A 21137-nucleotide genomic window follows, 5' to 3' on the forward strand; every position below is an offset into this window, starting at 1 on the left:
ATTCAGACGAGTAACGGCGTGCAAGCAAATGTTGGGTGTCGCACATAGCGGGGTTTTCCTGCTCGACCGCCGCGTTTCTGCCCTATATGATGGCGCGTGACGGAACGCGTCTATTTGCTGGCTGATTTCGCATTGGGCGGGCGGTCCGCTTCGTACGATGTGCAAGACGCGCTGGACTTTCCAGCATGAAGGGCGTCTTGCCGCTGTCGTGCGAAGCACCGCATCGCGCCTGCATCCTTCGACCACAGACGCCGTATCGGGTGGGCTGCCCGGTGAGCGGAAAGGGACGTGGCATGTTGAGCAAGTTGATCGATATCGCAAGAGATATCCGGCGCAGCGAACGGTTCAAACAATCGATCAGCACACCGGGCCGCATCTCGCTGCATGCGCAGCAGCGCTTGAACCACGGTTACTTCGCGATTGAAATTCGCGCGCATTCGGGCTTTTTCTCCGTGATGCAGATGGTGCTGTTCATCCTGATGTACTGCGACGAGAAGGGCCTGACACCGCTAATTTCCGCACGTGGCGGGATTTACGGGGATCGCGAAAGCCAGGTCGACTGGTTCGCCGAATACTTCGATACCGTCAATCTGTCCCCAAGGCCGGGCGCGAGCGTGCGGCTGCGAACGTCGATCGTGCGCGATCTCAGCGTGCTCGGCTTTCGCCGTCGCTATGAGCCGCGGCTCGAACTGAAGCATTCGAGCGCGCTCTTCACGGCGCATTACCGGCCCGCCGCGCCGATCCGCGCGGAAGTCGACGGAATCTGCCAGCGGCTCGGCATCGGCGCGGCGACGCTCGGCGTGCATTATCGCGGCACCGACAAGAAGGTCGAGGCGCATACGATCGGCTGGGAAGAATTTTGCCGGCTCATCGATACGACGCTCATCGAAGAGCCGCATCTGACAAACATCTTCGTTTCGAGCGACGAGCAGCCGTTCCTCGAGTTCTTCGCCGCTCGTCAGTTTGCGGTGCCCGTCAACATCGCGCCCGCGCGGCTGCTGGCCTCCGGTGGCACGCCCGTGCATTTCAGCGGACATCCGGGGCTCGCCATCGGACGCGAGGCACTGGTCGCAAGCCTGCTGCTCGCGCGCTGCGGTTGTCTGCTGAAGACGCCGTCGTATCTGTCGGCGTGGTCGAAGATCTTCAATCCGTCGCTGCCCGTCAAACTCGCCGTCCCGCCGCGCGCGACGGCGTTCTGGTTCCCGGACAGCCAGATCTGGAACGAGCAGCAAAAGCGTAATGAGGAAACGTCAGAATCGGACGTGCAGTTTCCCCACGAGAAAACGGCATAACGGAAGACTGCATGACGAACGGCGTCGGGCACGGCGGCGCGCGCCGGCTTGCACGATGTAAAAACAGCGCACGGGAAGTGCGGTCCAGGCCACAACGGCGATTCGAAAGCCGGGGTGCGGGTGCGCCCGCGACCGGTAGGCTCGCTTTGGGTCGCGTAGAATCGACATAAAAGACAGCACGGCAATCGGGGAAGGGAAGGGCGTGAAGATTCACAGCCACTATGACAATCTGAAAGTCTCGCGGGACGCGCCTCAGGAAGTGATCCGCGCGGCCTATAGGACCTTGTGTCAGAAATATCACCCGGACCGGCGGATCGACGATCCGGACGCCGAGCGGGTGATGAAGATCATCAACGCGTCTTACGCGGTCCTGAGCGACCCGGCGCAACGCAAGGAACACGATGACTGGCTCGCGCGCAAGGAGCGCGAGGCCTCGGCTGCTGCCGCGACGGCGGCGTCATCGTCGCGTCCGTCCGGTTCGTCGCATTCGTCCACATCTTCCGCCTCGTCTGCCTCATCCGCGTTTTCAGCGTCGGCCTCCCAGCAGGCGCCCCGGTACGCCGCCGCGCAAGCCGAGGCGTCGGCGCGCTCCGCGCCGCGCGGAAGCGGCTGGACGTCCCAGGCACGGGTCGATCCGCGCGCCGCTGCGCACAAGAAGCCACGCGCGTCGTTCGGACATGCGCTGCGCAGAGTCTCGTTGCGCGGCTGGATCGTGATTGCGGCATGCGCGTTCGTCGGCTATGTCGTGATTACGGAATCGATGTCGCCGTGGCCGTTCACGCGCAACATCACGTCCGGTGCGCCGTACGGCGAGCACGGTCATGCCGATGCGGACAGCGCCGCTGCAACCGACAGCAACGGCCGCGCGCTGGCTGCGATGGCGTCGGCGCGGGCAGCGACGTCGCCGTGGACGAACGACGCATCGGGTGCCGCGAGCGACGCAGGGGCGGCCGCCGCCTACGTTCGCCCCAGCGTCGCGCCCAACGGCGCGCCGTGGCCGGCCACGGCGGGTTATCTCGACGGGACGCCTGTCGGCGCATCGGGCGGGCATTCGTCGGTGACGATCGACAACTCGATCAACCGCTTCGACGTGTTCGGCAAGCTGGTCTACAACGCGTCCGTGTTCGATCAGCCCGTGCGCCACTTCTTCGTGCCGGCAGGCCGGACCTTCACGCTGAAGGACGTCGCGCCCGGAAGCTACGACATCCGCTACCAGAATCTCGACGACGGCGGCATCTACAAGTCGCAGCCGTTCGGGCTTACCGAGCAGGCCGTCGGCAACGGTTTCGACGCGACGCATATCAGCGTCATGCTGTACGCGTCGCCGGGCAGCATGCAGGCGACGGCGATTGGCCGCGGCGAGTTCTAGTTTTCGTCGGCCGATCCATCGCGCAGCGGCGCCACCATGCGCCGCATGCGGCTCGCTGTTTGCACGGCGGCACGACACCGGCATCGATCCAAAGCGCTAAACGGCCGTTGCGCTCGCGCGCTTCGACATCTCGCGCGAGCGTTGCGGCGATTCGTTCTCTTGCGGCATTCGCCACGCGGCGCGCAGCACGCGCATGAACATGTCCTCGCCTTCGGAAAGATGACCGTCGGCGCGCGCGCTTTCCTTGCATAGCGCGATGACTTCGCGTCGCAGACGCGCATCCTTGATGTCCTGCGCCAGCAGAAAGATCACGGCGGGGTCGAGCCGGCAGGTGTCGCCCCAGTTCAGATAGGCCGTCGTCGTGAGGTCTTCGCACATCTGCTGGATGACGGCGAGCAGTTGTTCGCGGTTCAGCGCGAGCCGCGCCTCCATGCCGTAACGGTCCAGCGCCTCGAGTTCGTGGATGCCCACGTGCCCGTCCGAGAGCAGGCAGGCCGCGACGATACGCGCTGCGGCTTCGGGGCTGTCGCATCGATAGTGACGCATTTCAGATCTCCATTTGCATTGATCGATTGATACGGGTCTGCGTGGCGTGCCACCGCTCATGCGATCCAGTCGCGCGGCATGACGCTCGAATGCACATGGAACGGATGACTGCCGTCGTCGAGCAGACGCATGCGCCGTTCGAGATCGGCGAGATCGGTCGACGAAGCGAGAAAGGCATTGCGTTCACGCTCGCGTGAGTGCGTGAGCAGGGTGCGAAGACGATGAGCGAGTTGGGTCAACATGATGGGCTCCTTCAGTGATGCAAAGAATCGGGAACGTGCGGGCGAACCAACGGTTCGCGTCGCTGCGTGGATGCGATGCGCTTGAAATCCCGCGTGCCGCTGCTGCTCGGAGTCGGGCCGCTGCATCGACGGATTGCATCGTAGTCAGGCCGAATTAGCCGGAAATGAGTCAGACGTACGGAAATTCCGCAGCGGGACGATCGGATAGGGCACGACGTGACATATCGCGGCCTGTGCCGGCCAGATTGGCGGTGCTCATTCTGTGCTCACTATTGGCGTCCAGAATGCGAATGAACCGATGCATCGAACGCATGGCATCGGAGACTCATTCGATAACCTCTGGAGAAAAACGTCATGAAATCGCTGATTCAAACCGCTGCTGTCGCTGTGTTCCTCGCATTGCCCATTGTGTCGTTCGCGCAGACGAACGTACCCGTCACGAGAGCCGACGCGCAGGCCGAACTCGCGCAACTCGATCGCGCGGGTTACGAGCCCGCTAGCGACTACGCGCACTATCCCGCTAACTTGCAGGCGGCGCAGATACGTATTCAGGCGCAGGACGCAGTCGAATACGGCGGCGTCATTGACGGCACATCGCAAAGCGGCGCGTTCGATCATCCGCAAAACGACGTCGGATTGAAGTCGATCTACGTCGGGCATTGAATGCCTGCCTGCAACGTTTTTCGTTGCAGCGAGTTGCGGACGGGCGGAGCAATCTGTGCGTCCGCATCGCCGCTTCGAGAACGAGAACGGCCTGTAGCGCGGTGTAGAATCGGCTCGCAACGACGAAGCGTTCGTGTGTCTCTCGCGCGCCGCCGTTGCGTTCAAGCTTCAAAAGCTGCACGCACAACGCTCTTCGGACGGCACGATTCATCACCATGTCCATGCCCAAGATCCGGTCGCTAAGAAATCAGCTCGTGCTCGCCTTGTGCGTGCTGGTCAGCATCGTCGGCGTGGTGCAGGGCGTCAGTTCATATCAATTGGCCAAGGCGGGCATGAGCGCGCTGCTCGACCTGCGACTCGAACAGGCGGCGACGCGCCTCTATCGCAGCGGTCTTGCCGAGTCGCTGCCCGCGATACCCGCGCGCGGTTCGCAGCCCGAGCGCGATATCGTCGTCACCGTCTGGAAGGACGACATCGAAACGCCGTACCGTTCGACGGAACCCGCGCTCGCGCTGCCGCGCAATGCCGAAGCGGGCTTTCTGACGACGGAAGTCGGCGGCGAAAGCTGGCGCATCTATACGCTGCGCGAGCCGGGCATGGTCGTGCAGGTCGCGCAGCGCTCGCGCGTGCGGCATGAACTGGCGCAGGCCCGCTCGATCAACACGCTCTGGCCGATGGTCGTGCTCGTGCCGCTCGTGTGGCTCGCCGTGCTGCTGGTCGTGCGGCGCGCGCTGCGGCGCCTGACGCGCCTCGGCGCCCAGGTGCAGGCGATCGACATGACGCATTTCGAGCAGCTATCGACATCGGGCGTGCCGACCGAAATACGCCCCTTCATCGTTTCGATCAACAAGATGTTTGAGCGTCTCGCGCAATCGATCGAAGGCGAAAGAAAGTTCATCTCCGATGCCGCGCACGAATTGCGCACGCCGCTCACCGCATTGCAGTTGCAGGCCGACAATCTTCAGCCGCATATTGCGCCCGGAAATCAGGCGCGTTTTCGCGAGTTGCAAAGCGGGATACGGCGCAGCGGCAGACTGATCGCGCAACTGCTGCGGCTCGCGCGCGCCGATGCGGCGCTGCAGCCCGATACGCTGACGCGCGTCGACGTGACGAAAGTGGTCGTCGATGCCGTGGCCGAAGTGCTGCCGATTGCGATGAAGCGCGGCATCGATATCGGCGCCGACGAAATGGCGAGCGCGCATGTGCGCGCGAACGAAGCCGATATCGGCATTGCGCTGCGCAACCTCGTGAGCAATGCGATCCGCTACGCGCCGGATGGCGGCAAGGTCGATCTGAGCGTGCACGTGCGTGACAGCATGGTGTGGATCGAAGTCGTGGATACGGGGCCGGGCATCGACGAGGCGCTGCTGCCGCGCGTGTTCGACCGCTTCTTTCGCGCGAACGCGCAGATAGAAGGCAGCGGGCTGGGGCTGTCGATCGTGCAGGCAATCGTGAACCGGTATGGCGGGGCGGCGAACTTGCGCAACAGGACGGATGGGCAGTCGGGCATCGTCGCTTCGATCGGATTCGACGCGGTTCCTTAATAGCCATCCGAGCACTTCGGGCCCTGCAGAGTGGAGCGCAATCAGCCGTGGTGATAACCGGCGATCCACGAATGAAGCGGATCGACTTCGGGTCGAAAAGGATGCCCGTTGTTGCGCAGGAGATAGTAGCCGCGATGCAGCGCTCACTTTGCCCTGCAGTTGCTTTCCGCGAGGCGACAACTGCACGCGTCGCCCTTGCCGTTCGAATAGCTCGAAGCCAGGTCCCTCTTCGAGAGTTGGCGTATCTGTTTGCTGACGGCCGCTTGTGAAACGTGTAACGGACGTCTCCTTCGTATTCTCGAACCCGACCGCGCTGCTCCCGGAATCTCGCGTGCCGGGAACACGCGCGGGCGAAATCGCGAAACCAACTCGGCTATCATGCGATGTGGCCGGCGCGCAATGGCGGATTTGACAGCAGGTTCGCACCGGCGGGCTACGGCCTGGAATCACAATTCGCCGCCTGGGCGCGAGTCGCTCCGCCGCGAACGGTCCTCGCGCCGCAGCCAACGACAATGCTTCGTTGCTGTGGACACGACATCATGCGAGTGCTACTGGTTGAAGACGATCTGCAGATCGGCCAGAGTCTGCTGCGCGCGCTTCAGGACGCCGATTACAGCGTCGACTGGGTACGCGACGGCAAGGCGGGCAGCGCCGCCATCGCGGCCGCCGAATACACGGTCGTCCTGCTCGATCTCGGCTTGCCCGGCCTGGGCGGCATCGAATTGCTGAAGTCGGCGCGCGCGGCGGGCAACACGGTGCCCGTGCTGATCCTCACCGCGCGCGACGATCTCGAAGCGCGCGTCCAGGGCCTCGACGTGGGCGCCGACGATTACATGCTCAAACCCTTCGACGTTCCCGAACTGCTCGCGCGCATCCGTGCCGTGCTGCGCCGCAAGGCGGGCTATGCGTCGTCGCGGCTCGGCGACGATGCGTTGAGCCTCGATCTCGACAAGCGCACGCTGTGCTGCAACGGCGTGTCGTCGGTGCTGTCGGCGCGCGAATTTGCGCTGATGCTCGCGTTCCTCGAACGTCCCGGCACGATCCTGTCGCGCGATCAGCTCGAAGACAAGCTGTACGGCTGGGGCAAGGAAGTCGAGAGCAACGCCGTCGACGTGCTCATTCATTCCGTGCGCAAGAAGTTCGGCCAGTCGGTGATTCGCAACGTGCGCGGGCTCGGCTGGACGGTCATGCTCGGCGATACGCCGAGGACCTGAACGCCGCCGGCGCATCGCGACGCTTCGCTTCAGGCGTCACTTCAGGGATCACTTCAGGGATCACTTCAGGCGCGCGCCGTTTCGACGGACGCGCCGCTCGCATGAACCGTATCGTCGATGGGGAAATGCAGCAGGGCCGCGAACAGTCCCGCCAGCGCTGTCGCGGCCCAGATCAACGAATACGAGCCCGTCACGTCGAACACGAATCCGCCGAGCCACGCGCCGAGAAACGAGCCGAGCTGATGGCTCAGGAACACGACGCCGAACAGCGTCCCGAGATGCTGCGTGCCGAACACCTTCGCGATGAGTCCGCTCGTGAGCGGGACGGTACCGAGCCATGTCAGGCCCATCACGGCCGCGAACAGCACGACCGAGAGCGTCGATTTCGGCAGCAGGAAAAACGACGCGATCGCCGCGCCGCGAATCAGATACAGCCAGCCGAGCACGTGCTGCTGACGCAAGCGCCCGCCAAGCCAGCCGCACGCCCAGCTGCCCGCCATGTTGAAGAGCCCGATCAGCGCGAGCGCGGTGGCGCCGAGTCCCATCGGCATATGGCACAACGTCAGGTATCCGGGCAGATGCGTCGCGATGAACGCAAGCTGGAAACCGCACGTAAAGAAGCCGAGCGTCAACAGCCGGTAGCCGCGATGGCGCGTCGCGTGCACGAGCGTCTCGCGCAGCGACGTCTCAGGCAATGAAGCCGGCGACGACACAGCTTGTGGTACCGCCGAACCTCTGCGGCGATCGAGCACGATGCCGAGCGGCGCAGCGATCAGCATCAGAAACGCAAGCGCGAACAGCGACGTCGATACGCCTGACGTTTCGCGCAGCGTCTGCGCGAACGGCACCATCAGCACCTGGCCGAGCGAGCCGCCTGCACTCGCGATGCCCATCGCCATGCTGCGCTGCTCGGCCGACGCGACGCGTCCGACGGACGTCAGCACGACGCCGAACGTCGTGCAGCTCACGCCGATGCCGACCAGCAGTCCGAGCCCCGCAATGAGCGCGAGCCCCGACGGCGCGCCCGCCGCCAGCGCGAGGCCTGCCGCGAACGTCGCCGCGCCGAACGCAACGACGGGTGCTGCGCCGTAGCGGTCGGCGGCCGCGCCTGCGAACGGCTGCGCGAAGCCCCATACGAGATTGTGCAACGCGATCGCGAATGCGATCAGCGTGACGGGCAGGCCGCGGTCATACGAAAACGGCCCGATGAACAGGCCGAATGTCTGCCGGATGCCCATCGCGGCGCTCAGGATCAGCGCGGCCGCGACGATCACATAGAACGTCGGGTTCTTCAGCGTTGCGGCGAAAGTTGTTGCATGAGCGGGTTTGGCCGTCGACATGGTTCGTTTCCTCCTCGCGGCCATCGTCGCAGCAGTGCGGCCACGCGACAAACGAAAAGTTTTCGGCGACGGATGAACACAATTCACTCATGGCGAAAGACTCGCCAGCGGTTGAGTGCGTTGGAAAGGGAAGAGCCCGAAGCGCTACTGCGATGCAGCATCCGCGGACGCTGCCGCCTCGTCAGCGGAATGCCGATCGTCGAATGCCTGTGCTTCGTGAAGGAGCCAGCGCTTGAACGCCTGCCGATCGGGCCGCTCGTCGGCGCCCTCCGCGCTGACGAGCCAGTACGCGGTCTTCGCCTCGACGGTCGGCGCGGTGGCTTCGACGAGCGTGCCTGCATCGAGTTCGCGGTTCACCAGCGGACGGCGGCCGATCGCGACACCCATGCCCGTCGACGCCGCTTCGAGCGCCAGCTGGATCGTGTCGAAGCGCAGCCCCGGCGACGCGTCGATGTCCGCGATGCCCGCCCCGTCCAGCCACGCCTGCCAGTCCTCGCTCGCGGTATCGACGTGGATCAGCGTTGCGCGGCGCAGATCGATATGGCCGTGCGCATCGGCGAGCGTCGCGCGATAAGCCGCGCTGCAAACGGGCACCAGCCGCTCGCCGAACAGCCGGCTCCAGTCGCTGCCCGGAACCGGGCCACGGCTCAGTCGAATGCCGAAGTCGAAGCCATCGATGGGAAAGCCGACCTGACGCCGCGACGTGTCGACGGAAACGTCGATGCCGGGCCAGCGCGCGCGAAAGTCATGCAGGCGCGGCACGAGCCAGCGGACGGCAAGCGTCGGCGCGCAGCTCACGGAGAGGGTCCGGTGCGTGCGGCTATCGGGCAGCCGCTGCGTGCCGAGCGCGATCAGCGAGAACGCCTCGGCGATGTACGGAAAATACAGCTCGCCTGCGGGCGTCAGCGACAGCTTGCGCGGCTCGCGCACGAACAGGGCGACCCCGAGCGTTTCTTCCAGCGCGACGATGCCGTGACTGACGGCGCTCGGCGTCACGTTGAGTTCGGCGGCCGCGAGCTTGAAACTGCCGTGCCGCGCCGCCGCCTCGAAGAATCGCAGCGCGTTCAGCGGTGGCAGGCGAAGCGGCATGACGCGTCCTTGTGGCGTGATGGTTGACGGCCGCGCCTATCGACCGATAGCGCGGACAGCGCATGGTTCGTTCGCGTGCCGCTCATGGGCTCATGGGCAGCACGTGCAGCCGCGGTGCCGCATGCCGTATCCGCCTTCGCCATCGGACGCGGCGCCACTCGACGCCGACGAGCCGCCGAGCAACGCGGGCGCGCCGATCCGCACGCGTTCGGCGGGGCTCCCGCAACGGGGACAGTCGGCCGCTTCGTCGCGTTGCGCGATACGCCGCACTGCTTCAAACGCGCCACAGTCGGCGCACTCATAGTCGTACACAGGCATCACTTGCTCCCACGAATCCCGCCATCGTACCGTGTCCGCCGCGCTTTCGTGAACTCCGCGTTTCGCGCTTGCCGAGTCGCGTAGCGGATCGTGCATGCGGTGTCGCGAGGTTTGCACGAGGCCGCGCCGGCATCGGTTCGACGTCGATGCATGCGACGCGCGCAAGGACCATGCCGCACCGCACGATGCTATGCTGGACTTTCCTTGTCGAAGAGAGGCGGCAGGCATGACGATGGTCGATACGCAAGCGACACCCGGTTCGGGCGCGCAGGCCGAGTACAGGCCGCCCGTCACCGAAGACGAGTTGCTGCTGAAATGGATACGCCGCGCGCGCGAATCGCAGAAGAGCCATTACGACATGGCCGATCTGCTGGCTGCGCGGAACCGCCTGTTCGGCATCGGCGTGACGGCCGTTTCGGCTGTGGTCGGCACAACGGTGTTTCTGTCGCTGGTGGCGTCGGCGGACTCTCGGTGGGCGCGGCTCGTCGTCGGCATGGTGAGCATTGCGGCGGCCGTGTCGGCGGCGTTGCAGACGTTCATGCGCTACGCGGAACGGGCAGAAGAACATCGCTCGGCGGGCGCGCGTTATGGTGCCGTGCGGCGTCAACTGGAAGCGATCTACGCCGGCGATCCCGGCTCGCGCGACGGGCTTTATGTGAGCGCGGTCCGCGAGACGCTCGACAGGCTCGCGGAAGATTCGCCGAGCGTGCCGCCACGTGTGTTCAGACGCACGCAGGAAACGTTGCGCGTCGCAGCGGCGCAGAGCCGTCATGAAGGGCGTTGGGAATGAATGCGGTCGACGCGCGGCTCACAACGCAGGCGCAGCAGACGCACGAACGCCGGGCGTCCGGCGCCAGGCATGGACGCTACGCCCTCAGACGCGCCCCCGATGCGCCGTTGCTGCCAGCGGGACGTTGCATCGGCGTCAACGACGGCGTGAGCGCGCCGTCGCCTTCGGCATCGCTGCCGAACAGGCGGCAAACGTCGCTCGCGCTGCCGCATCCACGCAGACGCTCGCGAAAGTGCTGATCGCAAAAGCGCTGCGCGACATCGGCGAGCAGGTTCAGGTGCGTCGTGTTCGCGCCTTCGGGCACGAACAGCGCGACGACGTCGCTGACGGGCTTCGCGTCGGGCGCGTCGAAATCGAACGGCACGGCGGGCCGCACATACACGACGACCGCGTTGCGCAAGCCCGCGATCTGGCTGTGCGGCACGGCGACGCCTTGTCCGAGACCCGTCGAGCCCAGTGCTTCACGCGCGCTCAGTCCCGCGACCACTTCATCCGCCGATACGCCGTAGCGCGTTTCGCAAAGCTCGCCGAGCCGCGCGAAGAGCGCGCCGCGATCCGCGATGCGTTCATCGAGCAGCACGTTGCCGGGATTCAGCAGACTGTCGAGCGACTCGACGTCGTCGCTGACGGGCGGCTGCCTCGCGGTGCGCAGCGCGTCGGCCGCGTGTGTCCAGGACGTCGCGCGCAGCAGATCGCGCCAGCCGTCCGTCGGCGTTTCGGGAATCTCGAACAGATGGCCGAATTGCGCGGCGGGCGCGATGCGCGTCACCTGCGCGATGGCGCCGTTGACCGCGTCCTTCGGCAGATACAGCGACAGTTGCACGCGATCGCTATGCGGCAATGTCGCGATACGGATCGTCCAGGGCTGGCCCGCGCAGTCGCGCGTGAGCGCGCGCCGCAAGGGCGTGACGTGCTGCGCGTCGAGCGTCACGCGCATCATCACGCTGCGGCCGGCCGCGTGCCGCCGCGCGGCATCCGCGCGGGCGCGGTGGACGCCGAAAATCGCGCGCAGAATGGCACCTGTCTTCGTCATGCCGTCTCTCCAGACCTTGACACGATCACTAGCGTAGCGCGATCCGCGTTAAAGCCGAATAAAAAAGTCATGTGCGGCGCAGTCGCGGAAGGCGGGATGCAGCACTGCGCGCCAACTGGCGCGAAACGATGATCACGCTCGGGCACGGCGCGCCCGTGTTGTCGTTCGATGGCGCGCAATGCAGGCGGCCGATGCAAATACCCGACGCAAATACCCGACGCAAATACCCGATGCCGGGCGCCCGATGGAACTCCGGCGACGCATTCGCTGTCATCAAGTAGGGCCGTCCTGTCCCGACGCAAGGACGGGTCCGTCGTCGCGACAACAATTCGGACTTACAACGGAGAAAACAATGCGCCGCCGCCGATTCCTCGTCATCACCACTGCCGCAGTCGCCACGAGCGGCCTGTCGCTTGCCGGCTGCACGACCACGGGGCCGTCGTCGGACGCGACGCCTGAAGCGAATGCAGGCAAGCGCCAGTCGATCGACGCCGACGTCAACGCAACGCTCACGCGTCTTTTCAACACGATCGGCGGCTCGCGCGAACTCGCCGACAAGGCGCGCGGCATCCTCGTGTTTCCTTCGGTGATCTCGGCGGGCTTCTGGTTCGGCGGACAGTACGGGCAGGGCGCGCTGCGCGTGCGCGGACAGACGTCGGGCTACTACAGCATCACGGCGGCGTCGTTCGGCTTGCAGATCGGCGCGCAGTCGAAGGCGATCATCATGCTGTTCATGACGGACGACGCGCTCAACAGCTTCACGCGCAGCCAGGGCTGGGCGGCGGGCGTCGATGCGACGGTCGCGGTGCTGAAGGTCGGCGCGAACGGCAACGTCGATACGTCGACGGCAACGAGCCCCGTCGAAGCCTTCGTGCTGACGAATGGCGGATTGATGGCGGGCGTGTCGCTCGAAGGCTCGAAGATTTCCCGTCTGATCATCTGATGGCTTGAGCGCAGCGTTGATGCTGCGTTGATTCTGCATCCATGCAGCGGCCGTGCGGGCCGGCGACACGCGTGACCGCGCGTCGCCAAGCCCGTTGCCAGCCCGTCGCGCAATCTTCAGATCGCGCCTGGCGTCAGCCCACCTTGACGTCGATACGCCGCGGCTTCGCCGCTTCGTGACGCGGGATCGTCAGCTTGAGCACGCCGTCCTTCAGCGAGGCGTCGATCTTCGACGTATCGAAGTCTTCGCTGACCGTGAAGCGCCGCGAAAAGTAGGGCGCGCGCAGTTCCGCATGCGACAGCGCGAGGTTCGGCGGCACGGGTACGACAGATTCGGCCTCGATCGTCAGATTGCCGTCGTGAACCTTCACGTCCAGCTTCTCTTTTGACACACCCGGCAGGTCGGCCAGCAGCGTGACGGAATGACTGTCTTCGAAGATGTCGACTGCCGGTGTCAGCGTGACCCGGCGATGTGCTTCGTCCGCTTCCGCGTGCGTCACTGCGTTCTGATCGCGTTGGGCAAGTTGCGTGTTGTCGTTCATGATGTCACCTCGTTACTGAACGGTAATGGCACGGGGTCGCGACGCCTCGCGCTTGCCGACTGAAACCAGCAGGCAGCCATCGACGTAGCGCGCCTGCACCTTGTCGGGATCGGCCTGCTGCGGAAGCTCGATGACCCGCCGGAAAGCGCCGTTGAAGCGCTCCTGCGCATACTGGCGCACGCCTTCCGTCGGCGGCTCTTCGAGGGCCGTTCGTTGGCCGGCTATCGACAGCAGGCCTTTGTCGATGGATATATCGAGCTTCGACGCATCGATGCCCGGCGCAAACGCAACGATCTCGATCGAGTCGTCGGTCGTGCCGATGTTGATCTGAGGGAAGGTGCCGAAACGGCTTGAACGAAGGCTTGACGGGAAACCGCCGAACAGGCTGGACATCTGGCGTTGCAGACGGTCCAGTTCGCTGAAGAGGTCGGTCCCAAAGTAAACGTCACTCATGGTCGCTTTCTCCTCGGGCGGCAAGGAAGCAAACCGGCATACGCGCTTCAGTCCGGTTGTCCCATGCCGCGGACAATCAAGGTTGAAACACGCAGCGCCCGCAAACGCGATGTTCACGAACGACTGCCTGAGCGATGCTAAAGATAGTATGCCCGTCGTCGATTTCAAGGGACGGCGCGAAAAATTTTTGGGCCTTGAAAATCCGCGTCATCGCCCATACAGTCCGCGCACCAATGTTCACTGGGAGACGACCGTGGAATTCGATACGGACTGGAGAACGCTTGGCAAGCACCGCATCAAGCTGCGCTCCACAAAAGGCTTTCCGACGGAACTGATGCATCAGGTCGCGGATGTGACGCGGCTTGCCGTCGACAACAACATGAGCGCCCGCGCGCGCATTGTCGAAATCGTCTTTCGGCACGAGAAGGCCTACGACATCACAATCGGAACGACGCTTCTGGAAGACCGCATCTGCGCGCCGCACCTGGAAAGCGCGATTGCGACGGTCATGGGGCTGTTGCCGGAGCAGGTCAACCTGTTTGTCCACGCCGTCACGCAGGAGGAAGTCGATCTGCATTTCGGCGTGTATGAACGGATGCTTGCCGAGAAGCTAGGCGCTGTTCCGCCGTTGCAGTGAATCATAATTTTCGATTGATGGAACGCATGGCGGCACATGCGCCGACCGTTATTGACGCTCGCAGGCCGTTTTACTAGATTCATTTTCGCCAGCGCAGTCGAGCGAATCCAATGTCGCTGCGATGCGTTATCCACTCATTCATTGTGCGGCGTGCAATTGAATGGCCACAAAGGCACGTTCTCTTCTGCCGCACCATAAGGAGAAGACGATGACTCGAATGGACGCATCCTTGTCGACGTTTCGACGGGTGTTTGACAAAGCGGGTTCGGCAATTCTCTCAGCCGAGAAACATCTGCTTGCGAGGTGGAGAGACAAAAGCGCCGCTTTGCAAAAGAACGCGTCGAATCGCAATGAACGCAATGCCAATGACCATAGCGGCTAACGCGCACTTCACATTCAAAAAGAAATGACCCGCTGAATGCGGGAAACAACCCGGCCGATGCCGGGTGCCCGGCGCGACGGCCGGATGCTGCGTCAAGGACTTTGGGTCAAGGACTTTGGGTCAAGGACTTTGGGTCAAGGACTTTGCGTCAAGGTCTCTCGTTTCCGTTGCCGGCAGTGACGTCAGAGCACTGCCGGCACGGGCGCAGCCTCATGCGTCTTCGACACCTTGCCCGTCGCACACTGCTACATCCTGCCACTCGGGTTTTGCACTCGACCTGTCGTTAAGGGACCGGTTGAAGTGTCATTTCCGTTGGGCGTCCGCAGACCCGTCGATGCATTGCTCGGGGACATCGCATGAGCAAGGAGTCACGGCCATGATCGAAACGCGTTTGCCCGCCCTCTACCGGGATTACATTGCGTGCCTGAACAGGCAGGACTGGCTAGCGTTGGGGCAGTTCGTTCATGACGACGCGATCCACAACGGCCAGCGGCTCGGCTTGCCGGGGTATCGCGCGATGCTGGAGCGAGACTTCGCGCAAATCCCGGATCTTTATTTCAACGTTCAGTTGCTGGTTTGCGATCCGCCCTTTATCGCAAGCCGATTGCAATTCGACTGCACGCCAAGCGGCGTATTTCTTGGTCTCCCGGTGAACGGCAAGCGCGTTTCGTTTGCCGAGAACGTGTTCTATGAATTCCGGGCGGACAAGATCAAGGAAGTCCGGTCGGTCATCGACAAGGCCGCCATCGAAGCCCAGCTTTAGCGGCCAGACGGATAGCCAGAACCACTATCCGCTAAACGGCGTCGCGCGCTTCACCGCCAAATGCGTTTGCTCGCGTGCGCCGCAACAGGAACAACAATTGCTCACATCATTGATTCCGACGCGCCACCGACGCATGCATGCGCCACCGACGCGTGCCGCTACCGCTATTCAACGGACACAAGACGTTGCAACTTCTTCCTGTCTGCCTGGCCGTCTGCATCGTGCTCGGCGGCGCCTGGCTCACGCTCGCGTGGCGCCGGCTCGAGGCCACGCCTCCGCTGAGCGGGGCGAGCCGCGCCGCGGGCATCGGCGGCGTCTATACGGAGGTCGGCCGTTGCCGGATGTTTCATCGCGTGCATCCCGGACCGGCCATGACGCAACAGCGGATGCCCGTCGTGCTGGTCCACGGCCTCGTGATATCGAGCCGTTACATGGAGCCGCTCGCGAGCGCGCTGGGCCGCCATTTCCGCGTGCTCGCGCCGGATTTGCCGGGGTTCGGCGAAAGCCGTCTGATCGACGGCAGCCACATGCGGACGTTGTCGCTTGCGCAACTCGCCGACGCGTTGCGCGACTGGCTGCGCGCGCTCGGCATCGAAAGGGCCGCGTTTGTCGGCAATTCGTTCGGCTGCCAGATCATCACCGATCTCGCGTGCCGTCATCCCGATGTCGTCGACCGGCTCGTCCTGCAAGGGCCGACCACCGATCCCGCGGCTCGCACGCTCATCCAGCAGGTGTATCGTGATCTCGTCAATGGCCGGCGCGAGCAGATGCGCTCGCCCGCCGCGACGGGACGCATCGACTACGCGAAGGCGGGCCTGCCGCGCGCGTTCGCGACGATGCGAATACTGATTCGCGACAGGATCGAAGACCGGCTGCCGCGTGTTGCTGCGCCGACGCTCGTCGTCGCCGGCACGCGCGATTCCGTCGTGCCGCTCGAATGGGCGGCCACCGTCGCGCGGCTCGTGCCGCGCGGAACGCTCGCTGTGATCGAGGGAGGCACGCACACGTTGAACTACGTCTATCCGCACGCTTTTGCGCTGGCGGTCGCGCCATTTCTGACGGCAGGCACGCACACTCTTGAAACCGAGGCCGCACGATCATGAACAAGCCACCGCGCGGCATCGCCCGTTTCGACTCGGCGGCCGGCATGGCGCAGGCGCTGGCCGCGACGCTGCACGGCAAGCCGTTCGTGAGTCCGAGCCAGTCGCGCGTGCAGGACTGGCTGATGTCCTCCGCCAACAGGTTGTCGCCGCGCGCCCGCGAGCGCTGCTACAGCATCGGCGGCATGATGGAAGGGATACGGCGGGGACAGGTCCGCAAGCTGGACATCGAGCGCATCGCCGAATGGGTCGCGGGACTGTATCCTCAACGGCAATACGATGCCGCCATCGTCGGCTCGTCGAATGGCGCGCTGGTTCATCTCGCGGCGGCGCTGCGGATTCCATGGCTGCCGCAGACGTTCCTGTGCCCCGTGCGCGCGCCGTTCCGCGATCCCGACGACGCGCAGCGCGGCTTCAAGGAAGGCCGCCCGATTGTCGATGCGTTGCTCGCCGCCGACGAGCGCATCGCCGTCCACCATATGCAAGACCCGAATCAGGACAGGCTGATGCTGCACGCGATGCACTACTTCCGGCTGAAGCATCTCGCGCTGCCGCTTGCGTATCGCGAGTTTCTGCTGAGCAGCCTGCGGCCCGGCGGCACCTTGTACGTGAACGCATGCACGCGCGCATGGCCCGTCACGCGCACGAGCTCGCGCTCCGTCTATCAGTTCGGCGCGACGGGCGGCGCGACCGAGGACGAGTATCTGCATGGCGGGCCATCCGTGAAAGCGAGCCTCGCGCGCTACGGCAGCAAGCGCGCGCACTGGACGCCGCCCGCGCCCAACGACATCGCGCCCGAAGCCGAGTGGGGCTTCGACGAGCGGTTGATGCGCGACATCGAATGGCTGGCTGCGCAAATGCGATGGCGGATCGTGGAGATTCGCTACGAGGAGCCCGAGAGCCTGAGCTTCGTGACGGCGGCCGTATATCGCGACTGGTATCGCGACGTGGGGATCGTGCCGCGCAGGCTCGTCGTCGATTCGTTCCTGCTGATGGAGCCGCTCACCACGATGCGTCTTCACGCGCTGCCGTTCTGGCTGCTGTTCTGCGTCGAATCGTCGGCGGATGCGTTGCAGCGCTATCTGCAGACGCAGCCCGCATTCGACGAAATCGACATGATGCTGTTCTCGCATGGCGTCGAGAGCATCGGCTATGCGCCGATCGATCGCTGGCGCGCATTGCTCGATACGGCGAAGAGCGAAGGCCGCTTCGCGGGCGTCGATGAGGCGCACTATCCGCGCGACTTCGCGACCTTCGCGCGCTTCGGCCGCGCGCTCGCGCGCCTCGAGCCTCAATTTCCGACACCGCCTGCATTGACCTGCGCGCGTTTCGAAGCGCTGCTTCAGCAGCATGGCGCGGCGCATCGCGTGCAGTGCGCCGAGCGCGCGTTCGTCCAGGGCGCGACGGCATGAGCGAAACGGTGCGGCTGATTCTGCTGTCGCTGCTTGCCGTTGTGCTCGCCGGTTATGCGATCGTCGTCGCGCTGCTGTTCTGGCTTCAGGGGCGACTGGTCTATCCGCTCGAACAGATCCGACGCGTGCCGCCCAACGCGGCTGCCGATCGCATCGAGCCCGTGACGGTGCGCACGGCAGACGGCCTCGAGTTGCCGGGCCGTTATGCGCCCGCAAGCCGACACGATGCGTTCACCGTCGTGCTGTTTCATGGAAACGGAGAAGACCTGTCGCAACGGGCGCAAATCGCGCATGACCTGATCGCGGCGGGGCACGGCGTGTATCTCGCCGAATATCGCGGCTATGGCGGCGCGCCGGGACATCCATCAGAAGCCGGCCTGTATGCGGACGGACGCGCAGCGCTCGACTTCGTCGCTCAGCGCACGAACAGGATCGCCGTGCATGGGTTTTCGCTCGGCACGGGTATCGCGGTGCGCATGGCGTCGGAGTACGAAGCGCTTGTTGCGCTGATTCTCGAAGCGCCGTTCACCTGCATCGCCGACGTGGCGAAAGCGCGCTTTCCGATGTTCGCCTTCCGCTGCATGGTGCGAGACCGGTATGACAACCTCGCCAGCATCGGCCGCGTGCGCGCGCCCGTGCTGATATGCGGCGGCCTCGCCGACGCCGTCATTCCGCCTGTGCAATTCGCGCGGCTCTACGCGGCTGTGCGCGCGCCGCGCCGGCTCGAAATGATCGACGGCGCGGGACATGTCGATGTCTGGGAACAGGGCGCGCGCGAGCGCGTCTTGCGCTTTCTCGACGATCTTCGACGCGTGAGCACCGCCGCAGAAACCGGTCAGCACCGCGGGCGCGCTGCGCCGCACGATGCGTAAGCGCCGCGTATCACAGATGCACCTGGTAGACGCGCCTCATGGACGCGTCTGACGCGAGATGGCGGCGGCGATGCGAGCCGTCCGATCGATGACGTTCACGCGTTCGCATCGCCGCTTCTTGCGCCTTCTGCTCCGTTATCGCCTCACGACGCCCATCAGCAGCGTCACGATGAAGATCACGAGGAAGATAAAGAAAAGGATCTTCGCGATGCTGGCCGCGCCCGCAGCGATCCCGCCGAATCCGAAGACGGCGGCAATGATCGCGATGATGAAGAAAACGAGTGCGTAATAAAGCATGGTATGGATCTCCTTTTTGGGGCCGCGCCGGGTTAGCGCGTGCGCTTCACAGGGACTGAGCAACCGTCGTGCCGTCGCCTCGTGAAGTCGAAAAAGTGGGTGCGCGCGCGTTGGCTTTGCTGAAACCAGACGGCCGCAGCACAGGCGCCGGCCGTGGAACGTCGGATGCACAGCTCCGGCTGTAGCAATTCTTCAAGGGAGATAAGTGATGTCCACATCGAATGCGAAGAATCCGGCCATCCGGAAGTTCATCGACGTGCAAAAGGCGCTTAAAGGTGCGTCTTATCCCGCTGCCAAAAAAGATCTGCTGAATACGGCAAAGCAAAACGGCGCCGATGAAGAAGCGATGGAAGCGCTGGCAGCATTGCCGGATGAACAATATGCAAACCCGGCGGAAGTATCGAAGGCGGTGGGCAACGAAGAGTGAACCGTGCCGAACCGTGCATTCGCGTTGCAAGAGCAGCGAGGGCCAATCGACTACGGAGAACCTATGACACCCGAGCAAACCATTCGCGCGTTGGACGACTGTGCCGCGGCGTGCGCGACGTGCTATTCCGCGTGTATCGCGGAAGGCGCGCTGCCGGAGATGGAAAAGTGCATACGCCTCGACCTGGACTGCGCGGCGTTGTGCCGGTTCACATCGGAAGCGCTCGCGCGGCAGTCGCAATTCGTCGGTGAGTTCTGCCAGTTGTGTGCTCGCATTTGCGATGCGTGCGCGGACGAGTGTGGACGGCATCCGGCGGCGCATTGCGAGGCGTGCAGCGACGCATGCCGCAAATGCGCCGAAGCGTGCAGGGCGATATGAAACGCCGGGCCAGTCCGCGGTGTTGAAGGCCGGGACTATTGCGCCGGTGTCCGCGCTTCTTGCTCGGGCGCCGGATCGCGCCGCTGTTGCCTGCGTTCGTAGCGTTCAAGCGCAGGCGTCGCGCTGGACCCGTGCATGACGACCGACAACCCAACAGTCGCGAGCACGATGGGCACGAGCGGCCTGAAAAGCTGGCCGCCGTGTTCGAGCGCGAACAGCAGATAGTAGAACGCGCCGACGCCCCGGATGCCCATCCATCCGATCAGTATCCGTTGATACCAGTCCGCGCGCACGCCGAGCAGCGCGATCGACGTGCCGACGGGGCGCGCCACGAAAAGCAGCGTTAGCGCCGGCCAGATCGCCTGCCATGTGAGCACTTCGCGCCAGTGGGACGAAAGCGCGCTGCCGATGGCCAGCATCAGCGCGAATTCGACGATGCGCTCGATCTCGACGGTGAAGCCCATCATCGACTCCGCCATGTACGCGTGCGCAAGCTCCGGGTCGGTGGCCGCCGTCTGCTTCTCTCCGCGCTCGACGTCGGCGAGCACTTCGGAAGGGGGCGTGTCGCCCGTCGCTTTCAGTTCTTCATGACGCAGCGCAACGCCCGCGACGAACACGGCGACGAACGCAATCGTGTGCGCGACGAGCGCCGCGCCGTAGCAGACCGCCGTGAGCCCGAGCGCGAGAAAGCCTTCGAGGCCGATCGCTTCGCCGTAGCGCGTGCGCAGCCGGGTCACGAGCTTCACCATGCTCGTTCCGCAGATCCAGCCGATCAGAATTGCGCCGCCCATGCCCCACGCGACGGACAGCGCGAATATGGCGGGCTGCCTGCTGGCGATATCGGACATGCCGCACAGCGCAAAGCCTGCGAGCGCGACGGGATACGCCGCGCCGTCGTTGCACCCGCCTTCGCCCGATAGCGCGAAGCGCAGCGGCTCGTCGTCGCCGGCCTCCCTGACGCGCAGCTCGTTCGCGAGCACGGGGTCCGTCGGCGCAAGGGCGGCGGCGAGAAGCAGCGCTGGCCCAAGCTGAAAATGCAGTCCCCAGACGGCCACGGCCGCGACGATTGCGACGGTGACGAGCATCGCGGGAAAGCCCAGCCGCAACGGCAGCCACCATAGACGATCGCGAAGCGGCACGCGCAAGTGCATGCCGATCGCAAACAGCGAAACCACAAGCCCTGCCTCGGTGACGAGGCGCAGCGGCCGGACATTGCCGTCGAGCGACACGGGCAGCAACCCCGCGCCTTGCGCGCCGATCAGAAAGCCGACGCCGAGATAGACCATCGCGCCGCTCAACGGCAGGCGCGCGATCAGACCACGGCCGAGCGCCATCGCGACCAGCAGCACGCCGACGAGCATGAACCACGCCGCTTCGATCAGCATGTGAGGCTCGGCTCGATCGGGACAGACATCGCGTTGCATCGCTTCGCGGAAACGGCGCCCCATCCCATACCGGCTCCCGTGTGATGGCTCGTGAATGCCATGTGACA

General features: G+C 64.6%; 24 protein-coding genes. 14 read left to right on the top strand and 10 right to left on the bottom strand.

The annotated features are described in order from the left end of the window. The first annotated feature begins 293 nt into the window (after nt 1–293). Together AABE10_RS12490 and AABE10_RS12495 are read left to right on the top strand one after the other, a co-directional pair. Nucleotides 294–1292 (top strand): hypothetical protein, encoded by a 999-nt coding sequence (locus tag AABE10_RS12490; RefSeq protein WP_342933552.1) that lies wholly within the window; start codon nt 294–296, stop codon nt 1290–1292. 202 nt (nt 1293–1494) lie between these two features. Further along, on the top strand, nt 1495–2661 hold the full coding sequence (locus AABE10_RS12495) for a J domain-containing protein (RefSeq protein ID WP_342933553.1): 1167 nt from the start codon (nt 1495–1497) through the stop codon (nt 2659–2661). A 96-nt stretch (nt 2662–2757) separates the two neighbouring features. Here AABE10_RS12495 and AABE10_RS12500 read toward each other — a convergent pair whose 3' ends face one another. Further along, complete coding sequence (locus AABE10_RS12500) at nt 2758–3207, bottom strand: TerB family tellurite resistance protein (RefSeq protein ID WP_342933554.1); 450 nt, start codon at nt 3205–3207, stop codon at nt 2758–2760. A 56-nt stretch (nt 3208–3263) separates the two neighbouring features. Beyond that, nucleotides 3264–3449, bottom strand: coding sequence for a DUF3563 family protein (locus AABE10_RS12505; protein WP_342933555.1), 186 nt, complete (start codon nt 3447–3449; stop codon nt 3264–3266). Between the two features lie 354 nt (nt 3450–3803). Between AABE10_RS12505 and AABE10_RS12510 the strand changes: the two genes are divergently transcribed. The 3 genes from AABE10_RS12510 to AABE10_RS12520 all read left to right on the top strand — a co-directional run bounded on the left by AABE10_RS12510 (nt 3804) and on the right by AABE10_RS12520 (nt 6870). Beyond that, nucleotides 3804–4112 (top strand): DUF4148 domain-containing protein, encoded by a 309-nt coding sequence (locus tag AABE10_RS12510; RefSeq protein WP_342933556.1) that lies wholly within the window; start codon nt 3804–3806, stop codon nt 4110–4112. A 215-nt stretch (nt 4113–4327) separates the two neighbouring features. Then, a complete protein-coding gene (locus tag AABE10_RS12515) occupies nt 4328–5656 on the top strand; it encodes a sensor histidine kinase (protein ID WP_342933557.1) in 1329 nt (442 codons plus the stop codon). 539 nt (nt 5657–6195) lie between these two features. After that, the gene (locus AABE10_RS12520; RefSeq protein ID WP_342933558.1) at nt 6196–6870 is read left to right on the top strand and encodes a response regulator transcription factor; all 675 of its coding nucleotides are present in this window, start codon (nt 6196–6198) and stop codon (nt 6868–6870) included. A 65-nt stretch (nt 6871–6935) separates the two neighbouring features. Here AABE10_RS12520 and AABE10_RS12525 read toward each other — a convergent pair whose 3' ends face one another. The 3 genes from AABE10_RS12525 to AABE10_RS12535 all read right to left on the bottom strand — a co-directional run bounded on the left by AABE10_RS12525 (nt 6936) and on the right by AABE10_RS12535 (nt 9617). Beyond that, a complete protein-coding gene (locus AABE10_RS12525) occupies nt 6936–8210 on the bottom strand; it encodes an MFS transporter (protein WP_342933559.1) in 1275 nt (424 codons plus the stop codon). Between the two features lie 144 nt (nt 8211–8354). Then, nucleotides 8355–9299 (bottom strand): transcriptional regulator GcvA, encoded by a 945-nt coding sequence (gene gcvA / locus AABE10_RS12530; RefSeq protein ID WP_342933560.1) that lies wholly within the window; start codon nt 9297–9299, stop codon nt 8355–8357. A 90-nt stretch (nt 9300–9389) separates the two neighbouring features. Further along, on the bottom strand, nt 9390–9617 hold the full coding sequence (locus tag AABE10_RS12535) for a zinc ribbon domain-containing protein (RefSeq protein ID WP_342933561.1): 228 nt from the start codon (nt 9615–9617) through the stop codon (nt 9390–9392). A gap of 226 nt (nt 9618–9843) precedes the next feature. On the opposite strand from AABE10_RS12535, the gene AABE10_RS12540 reads away from it, so the two are divergent. Next, nucleotides 9844–10407, top strand: a complete 564-nt coding sequence (locus AABE10_RS12540; RefSeq protein WP_342933562.1) for an SLATT domain-containing protein — start codon at nt 9844–9846, stop codon at nt 10405–10407. Between the two features lie 76 nt (nt 10408–10483). Here AABE10_RS12540 and AABE10_RS12545 read toward each other — a convergent pair whose 3' ends face one another. After that, nucleotides 10484–11440 carry a PTS sugar transporter subunit IIA gene (locus tag AABE10_RS12545; protein WP_342933563.1) on the bottom strand — a complete coding sequence of 319 codons (957 nt, stop codon included), beginning with the start codon at nt 11438–11440 and terminating at the stop codon, nt 10484–10486. A 352-nt stretch (nt 11441–11792) separates the two neighbouring features. Here AABE10_RS12545 and AABE10_RS12550 point away from each other — a divergent pair, with 352 nt between their 5' ends. Continuing rightward, nucleotides 11793–12383 (top strand): BPSL1445 family SYLF domain-containing lipoprotein, encoded by a 591-nt coding sequence (locus AABE10_RS12550; protein ID WP_342933564.1) that lies wholly within the window; start codon nt 11793–11795, stop codon nt 12381–12383. Between the two features lie 133 nt (nt 12384–12516). Here the strand turns inward: AABE10_RS12550 and AABE10_RS12555 are convergent, their stop codons facing one another. Then, nucleotides 12517–12924 (bottom strand): Hsp20/alpha crystallin family protein, encoded by a 408-nt coding sequence (locus AABE10_RS12555; RefSeq protein ID WP_342933565.1) that lies wholly within the window; start codon nt 12922–12924, stop codon nt 12517–12519. Between the two features lie 12 nt (nt 12925–12936). Next, nucleotides 12937–13377, bottom strand: coding sequence for an Hsp20/alpha crystallin family protein (locus AABE10_RS12560; protein WP_342933856.1), 441 nt, complete (start codon nt 13375–13377; stop codon nt 12937–12939). A 253-nt stretch (nt 13378–13630) separates the two neighbouring features. Between AABE10_RS12560 and AABE10_RS12565 the strand changes: the two genes are divergently transcribed. The 5 genes from AABE10_RS12565 (at nt 13631) to AABE10_RS12585 (ending at nt 18543) form a co-directional block, all read left to right on the top strand. Next, nucleotides 13631–14014, top strand: a complete 384-nt coding sequence (locus tag AABE10_RS12565) for a hypothetical protein (RefSeq protein WP_342933566.1) — start codon at nt 13631–13633, stop codon at nt 14012–14014. 758 nt (nt 14015–14772) lie between these two features. Beyond that, nucleotides 14773–15159, top strand: coding sequence for an ester cyclase (locus tag AABE10_RS12570; RefSeq protein WP_342933567.1), 387 nt, complete (start codon nt 14773–14775; stop codon nt 15157–15159). Nucleotides 15160–15296: 137 nt separating this feature from the next. Further along, on the top strand, nt 15297–16262 hold the full coding sequence (locus tag AABE10_RS12575) for an alpha/beta hydrolase (protein ID WP_342933568.1): 966 nt from the start codon (nt 15297–15299) through the stop codon (nt 16260–16262). After that, nucleotides 16259–17671, top strand: a complete 1413-nt coding sequence (locus AABE10_RS12580) for a hypothetical protein (RefSeq protein WP_342933569.1) — start codon at nt 16259–16261, stop codon at nt 17669–17671. Before AABE10_RS12575 ends, AABE10_RS12580 begins: the two co-directional genes overlap by 4 nt. Next, nucleotides 17668–18543, top strand: coding sequence for an alpha/beta hydrolase (locus AABE10_RS12585; protein WP_342933570.1), 876 nt, complete (start codon nt 17668–17670; stop codon nt 18541–18543). The genes AABE10_RS12580 and AABE10_RS12585 overlap by 4 nt, the downstream gene beginning before the upstream one ends. 135 nt (nt 18544–18678) lie before the next feature. On the opposite strand, the gene AABE10_RS12590 is transcribed toward AABE10_RS12585, so the two are convergent. Next, a complete protein-coding gene (locus tag AABE10_RS12590; RefSeq protein ID WP_087739237.1) occupies nt 18679–18840 on the bottom strand; it encodes a DUF1328 domain-containing protein in 162 nt (53 codons plus the stop codon). 208 nt (nt 18841–19048) lie between these two features. Between AABE10_RS12590 and AABE10_RS12595 the strand changes: the two genes are divergently transcribed. Further along, a complete protein-coding gene (locus AABE10_RS12595) occupies nt 19049–19267 on the top strand; it encodes a DUF2795 domain-containing protein (RefSeq protein WP_342933571.1) in 219 nt (72 codons plus the stop codon). A gap of 159 nt (nt 19268–19426) precedes the next feature. Then, nucleotides 19427–19645 carry a four-helix bundle copper-binding protein gene (locus AABE10_RS12600; protein WP_428983315.1) on the top strand — a complete coding sequence of 73 codons (219 nt, stop codon included), beginning with the start codon at nt 19427–19429 and terminating at the stop codon, nt 19643–19645. A gap of 35 nt (nt 19646–19680) precedes the next feature. On the opposite strand, the gene AABE10_RS12605 is transcribed toward AABE10_RS12600, so the two are convergent. Next, nucleotides 19681–21030: a cation:proton antiporter gene (locus tag AABE10_RS12605; protein ID WP_342933573.1), complete on the bottom strand. Its 1350-nt coding sequence runs from the start codon at nt 21028–21030 to the stop codon at nt 19681–19683. Nucleotides 21031–21137: the final 107 nt, after the last annotated feature.

It is taken from the genome of Paraburkholderia diazotrophica, from assembly GCF_038900755.1.
Lineage (GTDB): Bacteria > Pseudomonadota > Gammaproteobacteria > Burkholderiales > Burkholderiaceae > Paraburkholderia > Paraburkholderia diazotrophica_A.

Coding starts and splice junctions, on each gene's coding strand:
- gcvA (WP_342933560.1), bottom strand. CDS start 9,299: ATGCCGCTTCGCCTGCCACCGCTGAACGCGCTGCGATTCTTCGAGGCG.
- AABE10_RS12490 (WP_342933552.1), top strand. CDS start 294: ATGTTGAGCAAGTTGATCGATATCGCAAGAGATATCCGGCGCAGCGAA.
- AABE10_RS12550 (WP_342933564.1), top strand. CDS start 11,793: ATGCGCCGCCGCCGATTCCTCGTCATCACCACTGCCGCAGTCGCCACG.
- AABE10_RS12560 (WP_342933856.1), bottom strand. CDS start 13,377: ATGAGTGACGTTTACTTTGGGACCGACCTCTTCAGCGAACTGGACCGT.
- AABE10_RS12600 (WP_428983315.1), top strand. CDS start 19,427: ATGGAAAAGTGCATACGCCTCGACCTGGACTGCGCGGCGTTGTGCCGG.
- AABE10_RS12575 (WP_342933568.1), top strand. CDS start 15,297: ATGCGCCACCGACGCGTGCCGCTACCGCTATTCAACGGACACAAGACG.
- AABE10_RS12500 (WP_342933554.1), bottom strand. CDS start 3,207: ATGCGTCACTATCGATGCGACAGCCCCGAAGCCGCAGCGCGTATCGTC.
- AABE10_RS12585 (WP_342933570.1), top strand. CDS start 17,668: ATGAGCGAAACGGTGCGGCTGATTCTGCTGTCGCTGCTTGCCGTTGTG.
- AABE10_RS12525 (WP_342933559.1), bottom strand. CDS start 8,210: ATGTCGACGGCCAAACCCGCTCATGCAACAACTTTCGCCGCAACGCTG.
- AABE10_RS12515 (WP_342933557.1), top strand. CDS start 4,328: ATGTCCATGCCCAAGATCCGGTCGCTAAGAAATCAGCTCGTGCTCGCC.
- AABE10_RS12540 (WP_342933562.1), top strand. CDS start 9,844: ATGACGATGGTCGATACGCAAGCGACACCCGGTTCGGGCGCGCAGGCC.
- AABE10_RS12505 (WP_342933555.1), bottom strand. CDS start 3,449: ATGTTGACCCAACTCGCTCATCGTCTTCGCACCCTGCTCACGCACTCA.
- AABE10_RS12595 (WP_342933571.1), top strand. CDS start 19,049: ATGTCCACATCGAATGCGAAGAATCCGGCCATCCGGAAGTTCATCGAC.
- AABE10_RS12510 (WP_342933556.1), top strand. CDS start 3,804: ATGAAATCGCTGATTCAAACCGCTGCTGTCGCTGTGTTCCTCGCATTG.
- AABE10_RS12545 (WP_342933563.1), bottom strand. CDS start 11,440: ATGACGAAGACAGGTGCCATTCTGCGCGCGATTTTCGGCGTCCACCGC.
- AABE10_RS12605 (WP_342933573.1), bottom strand. CDS start 21,030: ATGCTGATCGAAGCGGCGTGGTTCATGCTCGTCGGCGTGCTGCTGGTC.
- AABE10_RS12590 (WP_087739237.1), bottom strand. CDS start 18,840: ATGCTTTATTACGCACTCGTTTTCTTCATCATCGCGATCATTGCCGCC.
- AABE10_RS12555 (WP_342933565.1), bottom strand. CDS start 12,924: ATGAACGACAACACGCAACTTGCCCAACGCGATCAGAACGCAGTGACG.
- AABE10_RS12535 (WP_342933561.1), bottom strand. CDS start 9,617: ATGCCTGTGTACGACTATGAGTGCGCCGACTGTGGCGCGTTTGAAGCA.
- AABE10_RS12520 (WP_342933558.1), top strand. CDS start 6,196: ATGCGAGTGCTACTGGTTGAAGACGATCTGCAGATCGGCCAGAGTCTG.
- AABE10_RS12580 (WP_342933569.1), top strand. CDS start 16,259: ATGAACAAGCCACCGCGCGGCATCGCCCGTTTCGACTCGGCGGCCGGC.
- AABE10_RS12570 (WP_342933567.1), top strand. CDS start 14,773: ATGATCGAAACGCGTTTGCCCGCCCTCTACCGGGATTACATTGCGTGC.